Source organism: Streptomyces sp. NPDC003042 (assembly GCF_053591315.1).
This window is the reverse complement of the sequence record NZ_JBSFTP010000042.1, coordinates 42,783-60,100: the sequence shown is the minus strand read 5'-3', so window position 1 is coordinate 60,100 and position 17,318 is coordinate 42,783. Positions and strand designations below refer to the sequence as shown.

14 protein-coding genes, 1 tRNA gene and 1 pseudogene are annotated in these 17,318 nt (G+C 72.2%); 7 read left to right on the top strand and 9 right to left on the bottom strand.

From position 1 onward, the window contains the following. Positions 1 to 45: 45 nt before the first annotated feature. Positions 46 to 119: transfer RNA gene (locus ACWDYJ_RS21095), tRNA-Pro, on the bottom strand. Between the two features lie 118 nt (positions 120 to 237). Here ACWDYJ_RS21095 and ACWDYJ_RS21090 point away from each other — a divergent pair. Then, on the top strand, positions 238 to 717 hold the full coding sequence (locus tag ACWDYJ_RS21090; RefSeq protein ID WP_451567103.1) for a DUF309 domain-containing protein: 480 nt from the start codon (positions 238 to 240) through the stop codon (positions 715 to 717). Here ACWDYJ_RS21090 and ACWDYJ_RS21085 read toward each other — a convergent pair. The 4 genes from ACWDYJ_RS21085 to ACWDYJ_RS21070 are packed head-to-tail and all read right to left on the bottom strand — an operon-like array spanning position 694 to position 3,968. Beyond that, the gene (locus ACWDYJ_RS21085) at positions 694 to 1,089 is read right to left on the bottom strand and encodes a VOC family protein (RefSeq protein WP_451567102.1); all 396 of its coding nucleotides are present in this window, start codon (positions 1,087 to 1,089) and stop codon (positions 694 to 696) included. The genes ACWDYJ_RS21090 and ACWDYJ_RS21085 overlap by 24 nt on opposite strands. Positions 1,090 to 1,093: 4 nt before the next feature. Further along, positions 1,094 to 1,741, bottom strand: coding sequence for a LutC/YkgG family protein (locus ACWDYJ_RS21080; RefSeq protein WP_451567101.1), 648 nt, complete (start codon positions 1,739 to 1,741; stop codon positions 1,094 to 1,096). Beyond that, entirely contained in the window at positions 1,738 to 3,216 is a 1,479-nt protein-coding gene (locus tag ACWDYJ_RS21075; RefSeq protein ID WP_451567100.1) for a lactate utilization protein B, read from the bottom strand. The genes ACWDYJ_RS21080 and ACWDYJ_RS21075 overlap by 4 nt, the downstream gene beginning before the upstream one ends. Beyond that, positions 3,213 to 3,968, bottom strand: a complete 756-nt coding sequence (locus ACWDYJ_RS21070; protein ID WP_451567099.1) for a (Fe-S)-binding protein — start codon at positions 3,966 to 3,968, stop codon at positions 3,213 to 3,215. The genes ACWDYJ_RS21075 and ACWDYJ_RS21070 overlap by 4 nt, the downstream gene beginning before the upstream one ends. 18 nt (positions 3,969 to 3,986) lie before the next feature. On the opposite strand from ACWDYJ_RS21070, the gene cobF reads away from it, so the two are divergent. After that, positions 3,987 to 4,739, top strand: coding sequence for a precorrin-6A synthase (deacetylating) (gene cobF, locus ACWDYJ_RS21065; RefSeq protein WP_451567098.1), 753 nt, complete (start codon positions 3,987 to 3,989; stop codon positions 4,737 to 4,739). 210 nt (positions 4,740 to 4,949) lie between these two features. Here cobF and ACWDYJ_RS21060 read toward each other — a convergent pair whose 3' ends face one another. The 3 genes from ACWDYJ_RS21060 to ACWDYJ_RS21050 all read right to left on the bottom strand — a co-directional run bounded on the left by ACWDYJ_RS21060 (position 4,950) and on the right by ACWDYJ_RS21050 (position 9,235). Continuing rightward, on the bottom strand, positions 4,950 to 6,704 hold the full coding sequence (locus ACWDYJ_RS21060) for a glycoside hydrolase family 71 protein (RefSeq protein ID WP_451567097.1): 1,755 nt from the start codon (positions 6,702 to 6,704) through the stop codon (positions 4,950 to 4,952). Positions 6,705 to 6,860: 156 nt separating this feature from the next. Then, positions 6,861 to 7,772 carry a geranyl diphosphate 2-C-methyltransferase gene (locus tag ACWDYJ_RS21055; protein WP_451567096.1) on the bottom strand — a complete coding sequence of 304 codons (912 nt, stop codon included), beginning with the start codon at positions 7,770 to 7,772 and terminating at the stop codon, positions 6,861 to 6,863. Positions 7,773 to 7,816: 44 nt separating this feature from the next. Further along, entirely contained in the window at positions 7,817 to 9,235 is a 1,419-nt protein-coding gene (locus ACWDYJ_RS21050; RefSeq protein ID WP_451567095.1) for a family 2B encapsulin nanocompartment shell protein, read from the bottom strand. 303 nt (positions 9,236 to 9,538) lie between these two features. Here ACWDYJ_RS21050 and ACWDYJ_RS21045 point away from each other — a divergent pair, with 303 nt between their 5' ends. Further along, positions 9,539 to 10,654, top strand: a complete 1,116-nt coding sequence (locus ACWDYJ_RS21045) for a family 2 encapsulin nanocompartment cargo protein terpene cyclase (protein ID WP_451567094.1) — start codon at positions 9,539 to 9,541, stop codon at positions 10,652 to 10,654. A gap of 44 nt (positions 10,655 to 10,698) precedes the next feature. Here the strand turns inward: ACWDYJ_RS21045 and ACWDYJ_RS21040 are convergent, their stop codons facing one another. Then, a complete protein-coding gene (locus ACWDYJ_RS21040) occupies positions 10,699 to 12,123 on the bottom strand; it encodes a hypothetical protein (protein WP_451567093.1) in 1,425 nt (474 codons plus the stop codon). Between the two features lie 383 nt (positions 12,124 to 12,506). Here ACWDYJ_RS21040 and ACWDYJ_RS21035 point away from each other — a divergent pair. The 4 genes and pseudogenes from ACWDYJ_RS21035 to ACWDYJ_RS21020 all read left to right on the top strand — a co-directional run. Further along, positions 12,507 to 12,816 (top strand): annotated as a pseudogene (locus ACWDYJ_RS21035) (hypothetical protein); the annotation flags it as partial. A gap of 18 nt (positions 12,817 to 12,834) precedes the next feature. Next, positions 12,835 to 14,247 carry a family 2B encapsulin nanocompartment shell protein gene (locus tag ACWDYJ_RS21030; protein WP_451567092.1) on the top strand — a complete coding sequence of 471 codons (1,413 nt, stop codon included), beginning with the start codon at positions 12,835 to 12,837 and terminating at the stop codon, positions 14,245 to 14,247. 10 nt (positions 14,248 to 14,257) lie between these two features. Next, on the top strand, positions 14,258 to 16,525 hold the full coding sequence (locus tag ACWDYJ_RS21025) for a terpene synthase family protein (RefSeq protein ID WP_451567091.1): 2,268 nt from the start codon (positions 14,258 to 14,260) through the stop codon (positions 16,523 to 16,525). A gap of 284 nt (positions 16,526 to 16,809) precedes the next feature. Further along, on the top strand, positions 16,810 to 17,301 hold the full coding sequence (locus ACWDYJ_RS21020; RefSeq protein WP_451567090.1) for a hypothetical protein: 492 nt from the start codon (positions 16,810 to 16,812) through the stop codon (positions 17,299 to 17,301). Positions 17,302 to 17,318 lie beyond the last annotated feature (17 nt).

Here is a 17,318-nt window from a genome sequence, read left to right as displayed (position 1 = left end):
GTTTTGGATTGCTCCAAAACGGCCCCTCGATGCGACTCTCTCGAGTCGGGACGACAGGATTTGAACCTGCGACCCCTTGACCCCCAGTCAAGTGCGCTACCAAGCTGCGCCACGTCCCGTTGTGCCCTGCGTGTGCTTCCATCTGGGGTTTCCCCCTCGCGGCGGGCACATGCAGAACATTACCCCACAGCGGGGGGTGTACGTGCACGGGTGATCGGCGCGGGGGAGGATGGCCCGGTGAACGCACGGGACCGGGATGACGAGGGGCGGGCGCGCAGTGCGCGGCCCAGGGACGGGCTGGGGCGGCCGCTGCCGTACGGGGCGGCCGGGGTCGGGCGGCAGCCCGAAGGCGTGGTGCGCTCCCCCGCCGAGACGGTCGCCGAGGCGCAGCGGCTGCTGGACGCCGGGATGCCGTTCCACGCGCACGAGGTCTTCGAGGACGCCTGGAAGTCGGGGCCCCCGGCCGCCGCCCCGCTGTGGCGGGGTCTGGCGCAGCTGGCGGTGGGTCTGACGCACGCCGCCCGGGGGAACGCGGTCGGCGGGGCCCGGCTGCTGCGGCGGGGGGCCGCTTCACTCGCCGGGGTGGACGAGGCGTACGGGATCGACGTGGCGGGGCTGGTCCGGTGGGCCGGGGAGCTGGCCGACCGGGTGGACGGCGGGGCGGCGGTGGACGCCGTCGGCGAGGCTCCCCGGCTACTCGGCGGCGGGCTGGAGTAGGTCCCAGCGGTTGCCGTAGAGGTCCTCGAAGACGGCGACGGAGCCGTACGTCTCGTGGCGCGGCTCCTCCAGGAAGCGGACGCCTTCGGCGGTCATCCGGGCGTGGTCGCGCCCGAAGTCGTCGGTATGGAGGAAGAAGCCGACCCGGCCGCCCGTCTGGTCGCCGACGCGGGCGCGCTGGGCGTCGTCCTTGGCGCGGGCCAGCAGCAGGGCGGACTCCGTCGCGCCGGGCGGGCGGACGACGACCCAGCGGGACCCGTCCGGGCGGGCGGTGTCCTCGGCGAGGTCGAAGCCGAGGGCGCGGGTGTAGAAGTCGATGGCCTCGTCGTAGTCGTGGACGACGAGCGCGGTGAGGGCGATGTGGGAGGGCATTGCCTCATTGTGCGGCGAGGAGGACCACCTCGAGGGTGCGGGGTCCGTGGACGCCCTCCACCCGGTCCAGTTCGATGTCGCTGGTGGCGGACGGGCCGGAGATCCAGGTCAGCGGGCGGGTGGGGTCAAGGCGTTCGAGGGCCTGCGGGACCGAGTCCACCACCTGGTCCGGGACGCGGACCACGCAGATGTGGTGGTCGGGGACGAGGGTGATGCGGCGGGGCCCCTGGTCCGGTCCGGCGTCGAGGACTACCGTGCCGGTCTCGGCGACGGCCAGGGCGCAGCCGGTGACGACGCTGTCGATCCGGTCCAGTTCGTACGGGGTGGACTCGGCGCGGTCGTGGACGAGGACGGGGTCCGCCGCCGCGAGCCAGTAGGGGGGCAGGCCGGGCGGGACGAGGACCGTGCGCGCGCCCCGCTCGGCCAGGAGCCGGGCGAGGAGGCGCGGGAGGGCTTCGCGGCTCGTACGGTGCACCTTCGCGCGGTACTCCGTCAGGTTGGCCGCCAGCAGGTCGGCGCTCTCGGCGGGGGTGCGGGCGCCGTGGACGCGGAGGTAGTCGCGGGGGATCTGCGCCTCCGGGTCCGGGGCGGCGAGGCCCGGGTCGGCCACCGCCCGGCGGATGCGGGCCAGGATGCGGTCCTTGCTGCTCATTGCGGCCTTTCCCGTTCGCGGGTCCACCAGTCGCGGAAGGATTCCGCGGGGATGGGGGGCAGTTCGCGGGTGTCGGTCCAGGCCCGGCCCGGTCCCGGGAGCCGGCGCGGGCGCAGGCGGCGGGCCCGGGACAGCAGCCGCTGGCCGACCCGCAGCGCGCCCGGGTGGTCGAGCAGCAGGCGGGCGGCGCGCAGGGCGGCCCGTTCGGCGGCGTGGCCGCGCGCGGGCTGGATGCGGACGCGGATGCCGCCCCGGGTCACGGGGCCGCCCTGGGCGACCCGTTCGCGCAGGTGGACGAGGACTTCGGGGATGTCGATGGCGACCGGGCAGACCTCGTAGCAGGCTCCGCACAGGGTGGAGGCGTAGGGCAGGGTGGCGTCGATCTCGTCGGCGGTGCCGCGCAGTTGGGGGCTGAGGATGGCGCCGATGGGGCCGGGGTAGACGGAGCCGTAGGCGTGGCCGCCCGCGCGTTCGTAGACGGGGCACACGTTGAGGCAGGCGGAGCAGCGGATGCAGCGCAGGGCCTGGCGGCCCACCTCGTCGGCGAGGGTGTCGGTGCGGCCGTTGTCGAGGAGGACGAGGTGGAAGGCGGTGGGCCCGTCGCCGTCGGTGGTGCCCGTCCACATGGTCGTGTACGGGTTCATCCGCTCGGCCGTCGAGGAGCGCGGCAGCGTCTGGAGGAAGATCTCCAGATCGCGGAAGGTCGGCACCACCTTTTCGACGCCGACGACCGAGATCAGGGTCTCGGGCAGGGTCAGGCACATCCGGCCGTTGCCCTCGGACTCGAAGACGACCATCGTGCCGGTCTCGGCGACCATGAAGTTGGCGCCGGAGACGGCGACTTCGGCGCGCAGGAACTTCTCGCGCAGGTGGAGGCGGGCGGCTTCGGCGAGCGAGCGCGGGTCGTCGTCCAGGTCTTCGGGCGCGGCGCGGCCCCAACCACCCATCTCGGAGCGGAAGATGTCGCGGATCTCGCCCCGGTTGCGGTGGATGGCCGGGACCAGGATGTGGGAGGGGCGGTCGTGGCCGAGCTGGACGATGAGCTCGGCGAGGTCGGTCTCGTAGGCGGCGATCCCGGCCGCCTCCAGGGCCTCGTTGAGGCCGATCTCCTGGGTGGCCATGGACTTGACCTTGACGACCTCGCGCTGTCCGGTCGCCAGGACCAGTTCCGTGACGATCCGGTTGGCCTCCTGCGCGTCGACCGCCCAGTGGACGGTGCCACCGGCGGCGGTCACCGCTTCCTCCAGCTGGAGCAGGTAGTGGTCGAGGTGACGCAGGGTGTGGTCCTTGACCGCCTTGCCGGCCTCGCGCAGCCGGTCCCAGTCGGCCAGTTCGGCGACGGCGCGGGCGCGCTTGTCGCGGATGGTGTGGGTGGCGTGGCGCAGGTTGGCGCGCAGCACCTCGTCCCGTACGGCCTCGCGGGCCGCCGCGGGGAAGGCGGGCATGCCCAGGTAGGTACCCGTCGGCTTCGTCATCGCACCGGCTCTTCCTCGGTCGCGGCCAGGATCTCGGCGAGGTGCAGGGTCCGCAGCGGGACACCGGAGCGGCGCAGGGTGCCGTCGAGGTGGGCGAGGCAGGAGTTGTCGGCGCCGCACAGCACCTCGGCGCCCGTGGACCGGGCACTGCGGATCTTGTCTGTGCCCATCGCGGCCGACACGTCCGGGTTCTTGAGGGCGAAGGTGCCGCCGAAGCCGCAGCACTCCTCGGCGCCGGGCAGCTCGACCAGTTCCAGGCCTCTGACGGCCTCCAGCAGGCGGCGGGGGCGGTCGCCGAGGCGGAGGCTGCGCATACCGTGGCATGACGGGTGATAGGTGACGGTGTACGGAAAGTACGCACCCACGTCGCTCACGCCCAGTACGTCGACCAGGAATTCGGTCAGCTCGTACACGCGCGGTACGAGATCGGCGACGAGTTCCGCGAGCGCGTCGCCCCGCCCCTCCTGGGCCGCTTTGCGGCCGATGCGCGGATAGTGCTCGCGGATCATCGCGGCGCAGGATCCGGACGGGGTGACGACGTACGGGTAGCCGGCGAAGGCCTCCGCGGTACGGCGCACCAGCGGTTCGCTCTCGCGCCGGTAACCGGTGTTGTACTGCGGCTGGCCGCAGCAGCTCTGGGCGGCCGGGAAGTCCACGTCGACACCGAGGCGCTCCAGCAGGCGCACGACGGCGATGCCGGTCCGGGGGTAGAACGCGTCGTTGACGCAGGTGACGAACAGGGCGACACGCATGACAGGCAGAATAGCCCGGTGAAGAAGTTCTCAGTGATCGGCATAGGCGCGGGCGACCCGGACCACCTGACCCTCCAGGCGGTCAAGGCGATCGGCGCGGCGGACGCATTCCTCATCCTGGAGAAGGGGGAGGAGAAGTCGGACCTGACGGGGTTGCGGCGTGGGATGCTCGACGCGCACGCCCGCCCCGGCCACCGGCTGGTGGAGGGCCGCGACCCGGACCGGGACCGGACCCCCGCCGACTACACCCCGACCGTGGACGGCTGGCGCAGCGCGCGGGCCGCGATCTTCGAGCGGTTCATCGCCGAGGACCTGGCCGAGGGCGAGACGGGTGCGTTCCTGGTCTGGGGCGACCCCTCGCTCTACGACTCCACCCTCGCGATCCTCGACGAGGTGCTGGAGCACGGCCGCGTCGCCTTCGAGCACGAGGTGGTGCCCGGCATCAGCAGTGTGTCGGCGCTGCTGGCCCGGCACCGCACCAACCTGAACCGGGTGGGCCGTCCGGTCCAGATCACCACCGGCCGGCGGCTGGCGGAGAGCTGGCCGCAGGACGTGGACGACGTGGTGGTGATGCTGGACGCGCGGCACGCCTTCACCGCCCACCTCGACCAGGACCTCTTCATCTACTGGGGCGCCTACGTCGGCACGCCGGACGAGATCCTGGTCTCGGGGAAGCTCGCGGAGGTCGCCGGCCGGATCGAGGAGCTGCGGACCGAGGCCCGCACCCGCAAGGGCTGGATCATGGACACCTACCTGCTCAGGCGCCCTTGAGGCCCCCCAGGGCCTTCAGGTGGCCGGGCGGGGCCCCCGGGGAAGGCGGGCGGCGCGGACGGCGCGGTCATCGGTGCCTCCGGGGCGTGTGACATTGGTGTGTCACATGGCGTACTACGCGGTGTGCGTCTACCGGATCACGCGGGGTCGGCGGGCGGCCCAGAAGGGCCGATCACGCCAGGGTGGCCTGCCGCAGGACATGCCCCAGCCCTACGAACCCCGGCCGCTGGTCGCCGCGTAGTACTGGAGGTCCTGCACCTCCACCCTCGACTCCACCCGGTACGCCAGCTCCACCTGCGCCGCCGCCTTCCCGCCCCGCACCACCTCGGCCGAGCTGGTGCCCGGCTTCAGCGGCAGCAGCTCGGAGTGGACCCCCGCCGGCGCCTCGTGCTCGTCCTCGGCGGAGCCGACGGCGGTACGCACCGTCCCGGCCTGCGTCAGGAAGCTGAGCACCTCCACCGTGTCCCGGGGGGCCGCACTGCCCTGGCGCAGGGCCATCACCAGCGACTGGTCGCCCGTCGGGTCGGCGCCGGCGAACTGGGTTCGGGAGGTCAGGTACAGGGTGTCCCGGGTGATCTTCGGCCAGCTGCCCGTCTTGAACTTGGTCAGGTAGTACGAGCTCAGGTCCAGGTACGCGTGCCCGTTGTGCAGGGACGGGGCGAACTGGGTGCTCTCCGAGTAGTCGTTCCAGGTGGTCAGCTGCACCCAGTCGGCGCCGTCGTCGATGGCGTGCGTCCAGGTGGAGCGCAGCGTCGCGGTGTTGCCGGCCTCGTCGTAGACGCCCTGGTTCGGGCGGGCGTCCTGCACCGACACCGGCTGCATCCAGATCTTGCCCGCCCCGTGGGCCCGCTGGATGTCGCGCGCGGCGCCCTCCTGGCCGACGTAGCTGCGGCTGCCCCACTCGGAGAACCCGTGACTGATGGGCGCGAACGCCTGGTGGTGCGCGTCGAAGTCGAGGAAGAGCGGGACGAAGGCGGTACGGATGCCGTGCCGGGACGTGAGGAGGTCCATGACCCGCGTCCACCAGGCCACGCTCTTCTGCTCGGCCTTGAACGGGGACACGACGAGCCGGCCGTCACCGAGGCGGTGGGCGGAGGGGGCCTTGCCGAGGGCGGCGAGGGCGTCGGCGAGCACACCGGGGTCGTCGGTCTTGAGCGAGGTCATGTCCGGCATCAGCATGACCTTGAAGGCCGGGTCCACCGAACGGGCCGCCTCCATCAGGAGGTTGGAGCGTTCCCAGTTCCTTCCGGTGAGGGAGAGCAGGTCGAGGGTGAAGCCGTCGATGCCGGCGCCGCGCGCGGTGCGCACCTCCTGCTGGAGGTTGGCGAGCTCCCAGTCGCCGTCCTTGGGCTGGACGGGCAGCGGGCGGTCGCGCAGCAGGCCGCCGTACCGTTCGTGCTTGCCTCTCTCGCCGTCCGGATCGAGGTAGTTGCGGGTGTAGTAGTCGGCGTCGGCGCTCGCGTTGTCCAGGGAGAGCGGGTACGGAGTGAAGTAGTGGGCGAACACCAGCTTCTTGCCCGCGGCCCCGGAGCGCAGCGCGGCCGGCTGGGGCATGTCGAAGGGCAGGGCGCCGGCGGGCCGCGGCCCGCCCGTGTCGACCTGCCCCCGCGAGGTTCCGGGCGGTGTGGCCGTGCCCTTTCCGTTGCCGGTGCCGTTGCCCTTGCCGTTGCTCTGGCCCTTGCCCTCACCGGGCGCGGCGGTCGTGCCGGAGGCGTCCGGTGCCGCGCCGTGACCGGGGCCGGTGGACGAGGACACGTCGAGGCCGGGCGCCGACCGGTCCTGCCGGGCCCCGGCCGTGAAGGGGTCCCAGGCGATGCCTGCGGCGGCGCAGACGCCGACCAGCAGGAAGCCGGAGAGCAGCAGGGTCAGCAGGGCTTTGGGCCCCCGGAAACCCGGGCGGCGCCGGTGCGACAAGGGCAGGGCCCGCCCGTCGGTCCGCCGGTCCGCTCGCCGGTCCGCTCTCATCGTGGCGCCCCTCCCTGGAATATGCCCCGCTGCCGGGGCTCCCAGCAGTAGAGCCGATTCCCGGCCCCCGGACAACTGTTCACCGGGAGCGGGGCCGCCGCACGTACGTCACCGGGACCAGAGTGACTACGCGCCTCGTCTCGCGCGCCGCACTCCTCAGACCCGGTCGGCGGCGATGAGCAGGTACTGGAAGCTGCCGCCCTTGTAGGCGTCGAGGAAGGCCTCCTCGATGCCGGTGGTCAGCGAGGACCTGGCGCGCAACTCCCAGTACGGGATGGCCGCGGCCGTCAGGTCCACCACGGACACCGGGACCAGACGGTGGGCGGCCAGCTCCCTGAAGTAGGAGCTGCGGGGGTGGATGCCGCAGATGTAATGGGCGTTGATCTCGCTGACGGCCCGCGACGGCAGCCCGTAGGCGTCGTTGTAGCAGCCGGTGATCGTCACGTACCGGCCGCCGCGGCGCAGAAGGCGGGCGTGTTCGGCGAAGAGGAGGGCGAGTTCGACGTACATGGTGCTCTCGTTGTTCCAGATCGCACTCATGGAGCCCGTCGGGAAGCCGGTGTCGAGCATGTTCTTGAAGTGGAAGCGGACCCGGTCGCCGACCCCGCGCCGCTTCGCCTGATCGTTGGCGAAGGCCACCTGCGACTCCGAGATGGAGATCCCGTCGACCTGGCAGCCGTAGCGGAGGTTGGCCACGAAGCTGCCGCCGCCCCGGCCGCATCCGGCGTCCATCACCCGGTCCCGCGGACCGAGTTCGCCGAGCTGGGCGGCGAGCAGGTCCGCCCGCGCGCCTTCGAGGCGGTGCAGTTCGCGGATGACGCGGTCGTCGCGGCCCTCCTCGGGACCCTCCAGGACGGACCAGTCGGCGTCCCCGGTGCCGTAGTGGTGGTGGTAGGTGCCGTCGACCTCGCCGAGGCGGAGGTTGACCGGGTTCTGCTCCCGGTTCCAGTAGTCGGCGACGGACCGCTGGTAGAGGCTGTCGAGGACGGCGGCGGCGGTGGCCGCCGGCGGCGACTCCTCTGACTCCTGTGACTCCTGCGACTCCGCGGTCCGGTGGGAGGTGGTCATCTTCGACTCCTTTGCGGTGCGGGCGGTGGGGCTCACGGGCGGGGTCAGGAGCGGCCGCCGGCGATGTCCACGTTCTCCAGGATCCCGATGGCGTCCGGGACCAGGACGGCCGTCGAGTAGTAGGCGCTGACCAGGTAGGACATGACGGACTTCCGGTCGATGCCCATGCAGCGCACGTTGAGGCCCGGCTCGATCTGCTCCGGGACGGCCGCCGGGCGCAGGCCGATGACCCCTTCGTTCTCCTCGCCCGTGCGCATCGCCAGGATGGAGCTGGTGTGGCCGCCGACGACCGGGATCTTCCCGCAGGGCAGCACGGGGACGCCGCGCCAGGCCGGCACCTGCTTGCCGTTCGCCAGGGTGGTGTCGACGGTGATGCCGCGCTTGTTGCACTCGCGGAAGAAGGCGGCGATGGCCTTCGGGTGCGCGAGGAAGAAGGCGGTGCCCCGGCGCATGGAGAGCAGGTCGTCCATGTCGTCCGGGGTGGGCGGACCGGACCACGTGCTGATGCGCTGCTCGTACTCGGCGTTGTGCAGCAGCCCGAACTCCCGGTTGTTGAGCAGCTCCGACTCCTGCCGCTCGCGCATCGCCGCGACCGTCAGGCGCAGTTGCTGCTCGAACTGGTTCATCGGGTCGTTGTAGAGGTCGGCGACGCGGGTGTGGATCTGGAGCACCGTCTGGGCGAGGCTGAGTTCGTACTCGCGCGGGCTCAGTTCGTAGTCCACGAAGGTGCCCGGCAGTTGCGGCTCGCCCGCGTGGCCGGAGGCGAGCCGGATGTCGGCCTCGCCGCGCCGGTTGACGGGACGGGCGCCGTTGGCCACGTACTGCTCGAGGTGTGTGCGCAGGCTCGGCGAGCGGTCCAGCACCTCCTGGAACGAACTCCAGCGCAGTACCATCACGGTGCCCGCGGTGGCGGCCCGCACGGTGTGCAGCCAGTGCGGATCGGCCTGGCCGAGGGCGGTCTCGCCGAGCTGGTCGCCGTCGGTGCTCACCCCGAGCAGGTCGATGACCCCGTACTTGCCCGGCGCGCGCTTCTCGAAGCGGCCGTGGGCGATGACGAAGACCTCCTCGACCGGCGCCCCGGCCTCCACGAGCACGTCACCCGCGCGCAGGTCCCGCTGGACGAAGAGGGCGGCGAGCTCGGTCAGCACCTGGGGATCGGTGTAGCCCTTGAGGGTGGGCAGTTCGGCGAGGGTGGGGGCGAGGATCCGCACGTGGTCGGCGCCCGTCTGGACGAAGGAGACCCGGCCGCGGCCGACCGCGTGGCTCAGGCGGCGGTTCACCCGGTAGGTGCCGGCGCCGAGGTGCACCCAGGGCAGCATGCGCAGCAGCCAGCGCGAGCTGACGCCCTGCATCTGGGGGAGGGATTTGGTGGTTGTCGCGAGGTTGCGGGCAGCGGCCGTACTCAGGCTCAGCTGCCGCTCGTCGGCGGCGGGGTCCAGGGGTGGCTGCGCCTCTGCTGTCATTGCGAGGTCCTCCCGGTCTCGGGTAACGCGTCAAGCGTCTGCTGCACCGCATACCGTGACCTGTGAGGTGTCACGCGTGATAGCCGGACGGGACCGGGCACGTGTTGAAAATCCCGGATGGTTGAATCGGTGGACGCGAGTACGAACTTCCGCTCGCGGCGGGTACCCGACGCCGGAATACGGACGGGTGTCCAGACTTTCAACGGCGACGTCGATTTCAACACCCCGTCGGGCGACCGGACTTCCGGGACGGGCCGCCGACGCCGCTCCATGGATGCGATGCCGACTCAGCGGGAGGCCCCCATGGACCACGTCGACCTCGACCTCACCCGTCTCCTGGGCGGGCGCACCGGCCTGGGTACGGGCGGGTGGCTGCCCGTCCGTCCGGCGTCACGGGCCGGCGAGCCCGAGCCGCCGGGCGCCCCGCGCGACTCCGGCTCCGCCGAGCCCGGCACGCGGATCGTCGTACCGCCCCTGTACTGCCCCGATGCCGTACGGGACGATCCGGCGCTGGCGCACGTGGTCAACGAGCGGCTCGTCGAGTGGGCCGACGAGACCGGCATCTACCGGGGCCGGCTGGAGATGCTCCGCTCCTGCCACTTCGGGCGGCTGATGATGCTCGCGCACCCGGACTGCGACGACCCGGACCGGCTGCTGGCCGCGGCCAAGTGCGGGCTTGCGGAGTGGTCCGTCGACGACCACTGGGTCGACGCGGGCGAGGACGCCGACCCGGGACTGGTGGGGCTGCGGACGGCGATGGCCCACGCCGTGGTGGACCCGGTGCGGATGCCGCCGCGCTACGCCCGGCAGTTCGAGGAGATGGTGGAGTCGGAGCCGGTGCTGCGCGCCTTCCGGACCGCCCTCGACCATCTCGGCCGGTTCGCCTCCCCCACCCAGGTGACCCGGCTCCGGTACCAGCTGGCCGTGATGTTCGTCGGGTACGGGCAGGAGGCCCAGTGGCGGATGTCCGGGCGCCGGCCGCCGGTCTGGGAGTACCTGATGCACCGGTACGAGAACGGTTTCTTCCCCTGCATGGCTCTGACCGACCCGCTCGGCGGCTACGAGGTGCCGGCGCACGAGTTCGCGGACGCCCGGGTGCGGCGTACGTACATGTACGCGGGAGTGGCCACCTGCCTGCTCAACGACCTCTACTCGATGTCCCGCGAGGGCCCGGCCGACAGCAACCTCCCCCAGCTGATCGCGGCCGAGGACGGCTGCTCGCTCCAGGAGGCGGTGAACCGTACGGCCGCGATCCACGACGACGTCATGCGTACCGTCGAGGCGGAGTCGGCCGCCCTGGCCGCACTCGGCTCGCCGCTGCTGGGCCGCTTCCTGGAAGGCGTCTGGAACTGGATGGGCGGCGCCAAGGAGTGGCACGCCACCAGCCCCCGCTACCACGGGGTACCGGCGGACCACTGACACGACCGTTCAGCCGCGCCCGCCGGCCGTCGTCCGCTCCCTCCCTACGGCAGGGCTCCCACCCGCGCCAGCAGCGCCCGCGCGCTGCGGTTGCCGCGCACCGCGTGCAGCCGGCCGCGCAGTCGGCGCAGGGCGTCGCCCACCCGGGCCGACTCCAGCTGCGCCACGGTGTCGAGCAGCTCGTGCCAGGTGGCACAGGCGCGCTCCACGTGTCCCAGTTCCAGCTGGAGTTCGGCCAGCCGCGCCGCGGTGAGCGCGCGGGCCCGGCGTTCGGCGGCCGGCCGGTGGCGCAGCGAGGCGGAGAGCGCGGAGATCGCGCCCCGCGTATCGCCCAGCGCCGCCAGCACCTCCGCCTCCTGGTGGTGGAGCGCCGCTCGGTGGTAGTCCCCGGTCGCCGCCTGCTGCCCCGTGGCACGCTCCAACAACCGTTGCGCGCTGGCCAGATGCGCCATCGCCGCGCGCCGGTCACCGCAGGCCGCCTCGGTCACGGCCAGCTGACCGATGACGCACGCGGCCTGGATGCCCGGAAGCCGGGTCGCCTCGCGGGCCGCCGCCTCGGCCAGTTCCCAGGCCTGCCTGCGGTGTCCCAGATGGTGGGCCTGCACGCTCATGGCCCGCAGCGCGGGTGCGTGGCACTGCGGGTCACCCGCCTCCCGGCCCAGCCGCAGCGCGGCCCGGTAGTAGGCCTGGGCCAGGCCCTGCTGGTTGCCGTCGAAGCACAGGAAGCCCGCCGTGCAGGCCAGCCGGGAGGCGGCGCCCAGCAGCCGGTGGCGCACGGCGGGCGTCGCGTCGGCGCGCAGCCAGGGGGCGACCGTGGTGGTGAGGTACGCGGTCACGGCGGGCCGGACATGGCCGCTGCCGAACATCATGTCGGCGTTGCGGAAGACCGGCAGCAGCGCCTCGGCGGCGGCTACGTGGTGCTGCCCGAGCCTGGCCCCGGAGGCGGCTGCCCCGGACGCCGGCGCCTCGTACGCGGGCGCCCCGGGGGCTGACGCCCGGGCCGGGGCCGGGGCCGGGACCGGACTCGGCGTCGGCGTCGGCGTCGGCGGCTCGTCGCCCGGCCGCCAGGAGGACGAGTAGACGGGGACCTCGCCGAAGAGCCCGGCCCCGAAGTCCGCTGCCAAGGGCCCGTCACGGCCCGGCGTCCGCGAGGTGGTTTCCGGCGTGCCGGCATCGTCGGACGCGGGTCGCTCCCGGGCCCGGCGGCGCGCCCCGGAGCGCGCGAGTCCGGTGTCGGCCGGGCTGACCCGGCGGCCGGTGCGCCGGCTCAGTGCCTCGGCGGCGAGGGCGACCACGTGGGCGGGCGGCCGGGTGCCGGCCAGCCAGTGGGAGACGGAGGTCCGGTCGTAGCGAAGGGTGAGGCCGGTCTCGGCCGCCACGCCGTTGACGGCGCGGGCGAAGTCCTGCCCGCTCCAGCGGGCGTCGGCGAGAAGGGTGCGGAGTCGTCCGTTGGGTTCACGCTTGGCCATCAGAACCGCCCAAGTCGTACACGTGTCCACCGTTTCAACATCGGCCCGACATTCAACAGGGTGGGGTGGGAGCGGACGTACCGGGTGGGGCCTTCCTGCCCCTAACTAAGACCTGTGCACACCGTGCGACACGGTCACACAGCGACCCCCGGGCGTGCGGGAGCACTGGAGATCACGGTGGAGCGGGACCGTTCCCGCCGCTCGCTCCCGCGCGCCGCATGCCGCGCGCCCCTGCCCGTGCGACCCGTACGACACCACCCGCACGCCCGTACCCGCCGGCGCCGATGCCGGTCCCCCCGCTCGACCCCCACAGGAGGCCGTCCCTTTGAACCGTGCCGACCTGTCCGTGCCGCGTCCGCCGGACGGTGGCGGACCCGGTCGCGGCCTGCGACTACCCGTTGCGTCCCGGCGTCACCGAGGGCGGGCCGCTGACGCGGGGCACCATCAAGTCCGCCGTCGCCTTCGGCGTGCCGCCGGCCGACGGCATCGGCGCCCGCGCCGTCTGGAGATCGTCTCCTGTCCCTCCCCCGGACACGCCCAGGTGGACAACGGGACGGGCCGGATCTTCGTCCGGGGGAGGTGATCAAGACCGTACCGGAGTCCCGGATCGTCGAAACCCTGCTGGAGGAGGCGCTCAGACTCACCGCCGACGCCGACGCCGACACCGACACCGCGACCACCCCGCACGACTGACCGAGAGGAAGGCCCGCCATGTCCGTCGACCCGACCACCGAAGAGAGCGCCACCGCGGAGCAGCCCGCCACCGCCCGCCAGAGCCTCAGTACCGAGGCGGCCCGGAAGCTGGCCACCACGACCAAGTCGGCCCCGCAGATGCAGGGCATCAGCTCCCGCTGGCTGCTGAAGATCCTCCCCTGGGTCCAGACGGGCGGCGGCACGTACCGCGTCAACCGCACCGTCAGCTACACCCTCGGCGACGGCCGCATCAGCTTCGTGAAGACGGGGACCGAACTCCAGGTCATCCCGGCCATGTTGCGCGAGCTCGGCATGCTCCGGCACTTCCCCGACGACGAGGTGGTCAAGTCGATCGCCGACCGGTTCGTCAAGGAGGAGTTCCGCAAGGGCGATGTCATCGTCCGGCGCGGCGAGCCCGTGGACAAGATCTACCTCATCGCCCACGGCCGCATCGAACAGCTCGCCAGCAGCAGTTACGGGGACGAGGCCAGCCTCGGCGTCCTCAGCGACGGGGACCACTTCGGCCACCACCCCGCTCCCGACTCCCAGTGGGAGTTCACGGCCCGGGCACTGACCGACGTGGTGACGATGACCTACAACCGGAACGACTGGGCGGCGGCGCTCGACCGCTCCCCCGCCCTGCGCCGGCACGCCGACGCCTATCTGGAGGCGGAGCGGCTCGGCCGCCGGGGCAGCGAGGCGGTCGACCTGTCCGTCGGCCACACCGGCGAGATCCGGCTGCCGGGCACGTACGTCGACTACGACCTGAGGCCGCGGGAGTACGAACTCAGCGTCGCGCAGACCGTCCTGCGCGTGCACTCACGGGTCGCCGACCTCTACAACCAGCCGATGAACCAGTCGGAGCAGCAACTGCGGCTCACGATCGAGGCGTTGAGGGAACGCCAGGAGAGCGAGCTGATCAACAACCAGGAGTTCGGTCTGCTGCACAACGCCGACTACGAGCAGCGGATCTTCGCCCGCACCGGCCCGCCCACCCCCGACGACATGGACGAACTCCTCAGCCGCAGGCGTGGATCGCAGTATTTCCTCGCCCACCCCCGCACCATCGCCGCCTTCGGCCGGGAGTGCAGCCGCCGCGGCCTCTACCCGGAGAGCATCGACTTCCACGGCCACCGGCTGCCCACCTGGCGCGGGGTCCCGCTGCTGCCCTGCAACAAGATCCCGGTGACGAAGGAACGCACCAGTTCGATCCTCGTCCTGCGGACCGGCGAGGACAACGAAGGGGTCATCGGCCTGCACCAGGTCGGCCTCCCGGACGAGTACCAGCCCGGCCTGTCCGTCCGGTTCATGAGCATCAACGAGCAGGCGATCATCTCCTACCTGGTCACCGCCTACTACTCGGCGGCGATCCTGGTGCCGGACGCCGTCGGGGTGCTGGAGAACGTAGAAATCGCCCGCTTCGACGACTGAGGGCCGGATCATGAGCGCCGACCAGAAGCAACAGCACGAGCACGAGCACCAACAACCCTTCGAGCTGCCCGAGTTCTATCTCCCGCACCCCGCCCGCCTCAACCCCCACCTGGAGGAGGCACGCACCCACAGCCGCGCTTGGGCCGCGGACCTGGGGATGCTGGAGGGATCGGGGGTGTGGGAGCCGGCCGACCTGGAGGCGCACGACTACGCGTTGCTGTGCGCCTACACGCACCCCGAGTGCGACGGACCGATGCTGTCCCTCGTCACCGACTGGTACGTGTGGGTGTTCTTCTTCGACGACTGGTTCCTGGAGCTCTTCAAGCACTCCGGGAACCGCACCGCGGGCCGTGACGCCCTCGACCGGCTGGCCCTGTTCATGCCCGCCGACCCGGCCGCGCCCCTGCCGGATGCGGCCAACCCCGTGGAGGCGGGCCTGGCCGACCTGTGGCGGCGTACGGTCCCCGGCCACTCGGCGGACTGGATCGAACGCTTCACCGTCAGCACGCGCAACCTCCTCAACGAATCGCTGTGGGAGCTGGACAACATCGCCATCGGCCGCGTCTCCAATCCGATGGAGTACGTCGAACAGCGCCGCAAGGTGGGCGGCGCCCCCTGGTCGGCGGGGCTCATCGAGCACGCGGTGGGCGCCGAGGTCCCGGTCCGCGTCTCCGGCGCGCGGGCGCTGCGCGTCCTGCGCGACTGCTTCGCCGACTCGGTGCACTTCCGCAACGACCTCTTCTCCTACGAACGGGAGATCGGCAAGGAGGGGGAACTCAGCAACGGCGTGCTGGTCCTGGAGACCTTCTTCGGCTGCACCACCCAGGAGGCGGCCGACCAGCTCAACAACATGCTCACCTCCCGGCTCCAGCAGTTCGAGAACACCTTCTTCACCGAACTTCCCGCCCTGTTCGCGGAACACGCCCTCGGCCCGGCCGACATCCTGGCCGTGCTCACCTACGCCCGGGGACTCCAGGACTGGCAGTCCGGTGGCCACGAGTGGCACATGCGCTCCAGCCGGTACATGAACAAGCGCGCGGGCGCCGCGGCCGCGGCGGACGTGCCCGGGTTGCCGACCGGCCCCTCCGGGCTGGGCACGGCCGGCGCCAACATCAAGGCACTGCTGGGTCTGACGGGCGGTGCCCGCCGGGCGCGGCAGTACGGCAACACGCCGCACCCGGTGGGGCCTTCGGTCATCCCGGAGTTCTACCTGCCGCTGCACAACGTGCTCAATCCGCACCTGGAGGGCGCCCGGGAACGGCTCATCGAGTGGAACCGGGCGATGGGGTTCTTCGACGAGGGGATGTGGTGGGAGGAGAAGGCCAGGGACTACGATTTCGCGCTGTGCTCGGCGGGCATGGACCCCGAGGCGTCACCCGAGGTGCTGGACATCAGCGCGGGCTGGCTGAGCTGGGGCACGTACGGCGACGACGCCTATCCGCTGGTCTTCGGGGCGCGGCGGGACCTCGCCGGGGCCAAGGCGCAGACCGAGCGGCTGCGCGGCTGCATGCCGCTGGACCTGGCCGCGCCGCCGGTCCCCGCCAACGCGCTGGAACGCGCGCTGGCCGACCTGTGGCGGCGCACGGCCGGACCGATGCCGAAGCGGCACCGAGAGCTGTTCCGAGGTGGCGTGGAGCTGATGCTGAGCAGCTGGCACTGGGAGCTGGACAACCAGTTCCACAACCGGGTGCCGGATCCGGTGGACTACCTGGAGATGCGCCGGCTGACCTTCGGCTCACCGATGACCAGCGTGCTCTCGCGGCTGGCGCACATGGACGTCGTCCCCCAGGAGGTGTACGAGAGTTCGGCCATGCGGTCCCTGGAGCAGGCCGCCTTCGACTACTCGGCCGTCATGAACGACGTGTACTCGTACCAGAAGGAGGTGGAGTTCGAGGGTGAGCTGCACAACTTCGTGCTCGTCCTGGAGACGTTCTTCGACTGCGACTACCCGACGGCGCTGCGCGTCGCGAACGATCTGATGACGTCGCGGATGCGCCAGTTCGAGCACGTGGCGCAGAAGGAGTTCCCGGTCATGTACGAGGACTTCGGGCTGGACGCCGCGGCCCGCTCCGCCCTGGACCGCACGGTCGAGGAGCTCAAGTGGTGGATGGCCGGCATCGCCGAGTGGCACGCCAAGTGCGGCCGGTACAAGGAGGAGGACCTGCTACGTCACCACGCGGCGCGGACGCGGGGGGCGGCCTCCCCGCCCGAACCGCCGCGCCTGCCCGGACCGCCGCACCGGCCCTCCTGGACCGCCTGGACCACCTGGACCACCTGACCGCCTGACCGCCTGACCGCCACCGGGTCGCGCACCCGGCTCGGTCGCCGTCGTCATCGGCGGCCTGGTCATCCTCCTCACCGGCCGGCCGGCCGCCGATCCGATCGCAGGTGGCGGCCGGCCGCTCTCCGGGCAACTGATGTGATCACCGGGCGGCACGGGCCATTCGGCGGAATACGACATTCCCCTGGTGATGCGCTGGAATTGGCGCATAATCGTCGGCATGCGGCTCGAAACAACCCTCTTGCCGCACTGGGTCACGCATGCAATGGGGGGGCATCGTGATGATGGGGGAACCCCGACCGACCGGCCCGCCCGGCTCCACCGGCCGCCCCGGCTCCACCGGGACGCTGCCGGCCACGCCCACCGAACTGTCCGTGCTGCTCACCGCCGTTCGACGGGGCCGCGTCCTGACCGTCACCGGCCGCTCCCGGGAGCCCCGGAGCCTGCTGGTGCGGGACATCGCGCAGCGGCTCGCGTCCAACTTCTGCGACGGCGCCGCCGTCGTCACCGTCGCCCGTGAAGGCGGCGTACGGGAGCTGGTGGGCGCGCTGGGCTGCGTACCCGGCATGCCCTTCCTGCCGTGCGGGACGGCGAACGCCGCCTCGTGGCTCGCGGAGCGGGACATGCTGCTCGTCCTGGAGGACAGCGACCGGCTGACCGGCGAGGCGCTGTCATGGCTGCGCGCGCTGCTCGCCGTCGCGCCCGGGCTGCGCATCCTGGCCGCCGGGCCGTACCCGCTGGCCGTCGGGCAGGGACGGGTGCACCGCCTCTGACGGAACACCGCCGCTGT

Bases quoted from the DNA above. Each gene is read 5' to 3' on its own strand.
- ACWDYJ_RS21080 (WP_451567101.1), bottom strand. From the start codon at position 1,741: ATGAGCAGCAAGGACCGCATCCTGGCCCGCATCCGCCGGGCGGTGGCC.
- ACWDYJ_RS21020 (WP_451567090.1), top strand. From the start codon at position 16,810: ATGATGGGGGAACCCCGACCGACCGGCCCGCCCGGCTCCACCGGCCGC.
- ACWDYJ_RS21055 (WP_451567096.1), bottom strand. From the start codon at position 7,772: ATGACCACCTCCCACCGGACCGCGGAGTCGCAGGAGTCACAGGAGTCA.
- ACWDYJ_RS21025 (WP_451567091.1), top strand. From the start codon at position 14,258: ATGAGCGCCGACCAGAAGCAACAGCACGAGCACGAGCACCAACAACCC.
- ACWDYJ_RS21070 (WP_451567099.1), bottom strand. From the start codon at position 3,968: ATGCGTGTCGCCCTGTTCGTCACCTGCGTCAACGACGCGTTCTACCCC.
- ACWDYJ_RS21030 (WP_451567092.1), top strand. From the start codon at position 12,835: ATGTCCGTCGACCCGACCACCGAAGAGAGCGCCACCGCGGAGCAGCCC.
- ACWDYJ_RS21040 (WP_451567093.1), bottom strand. From the start codon at position 12,123: ATGGCCAAGCGTGAACCCAACGGACGACTCCGCACCCTTCTCGCCGAC.
- ACWDYJ_RS21060 (WP_451567097.1), bottom strand. From the start codon at position 6,704: ATGAGAGCGGACCGGCGAGCGGACCGGCGGACCGACGGGCGGGCCCTG.
- ACWDYJ_RS21085 (WP_451567102.1), bottom strand. From the start codon at position 1,089: ATGCCCTCCCACATCGCCCTCACCGCGCTCGTCGTCCACGACTACGAC.
- ACWDYJ_RS21075 (WP_451567100.1), bottom strand. From the start codon at position 3,216: ATGACGAAGCCGACGGGTACCTACCTGGGCATGCCCGCCTTCCCCGCG.
- ACWDYJ_RS21050 (WP_451567095.1), bottom strand. From the start codon at position 9,235: ATGACAGCAGAGGCGCAGCCACCCCTGGACCCCGCCGCCGACGAGCGG.
- ACWDYJ_RS21045 (WP_451567094.1), top strand. From the start codon at position 9,539: ATGGACCACGTCGACCTCGACCTCACCCGTCTCCTGGGCGGGCGCACC.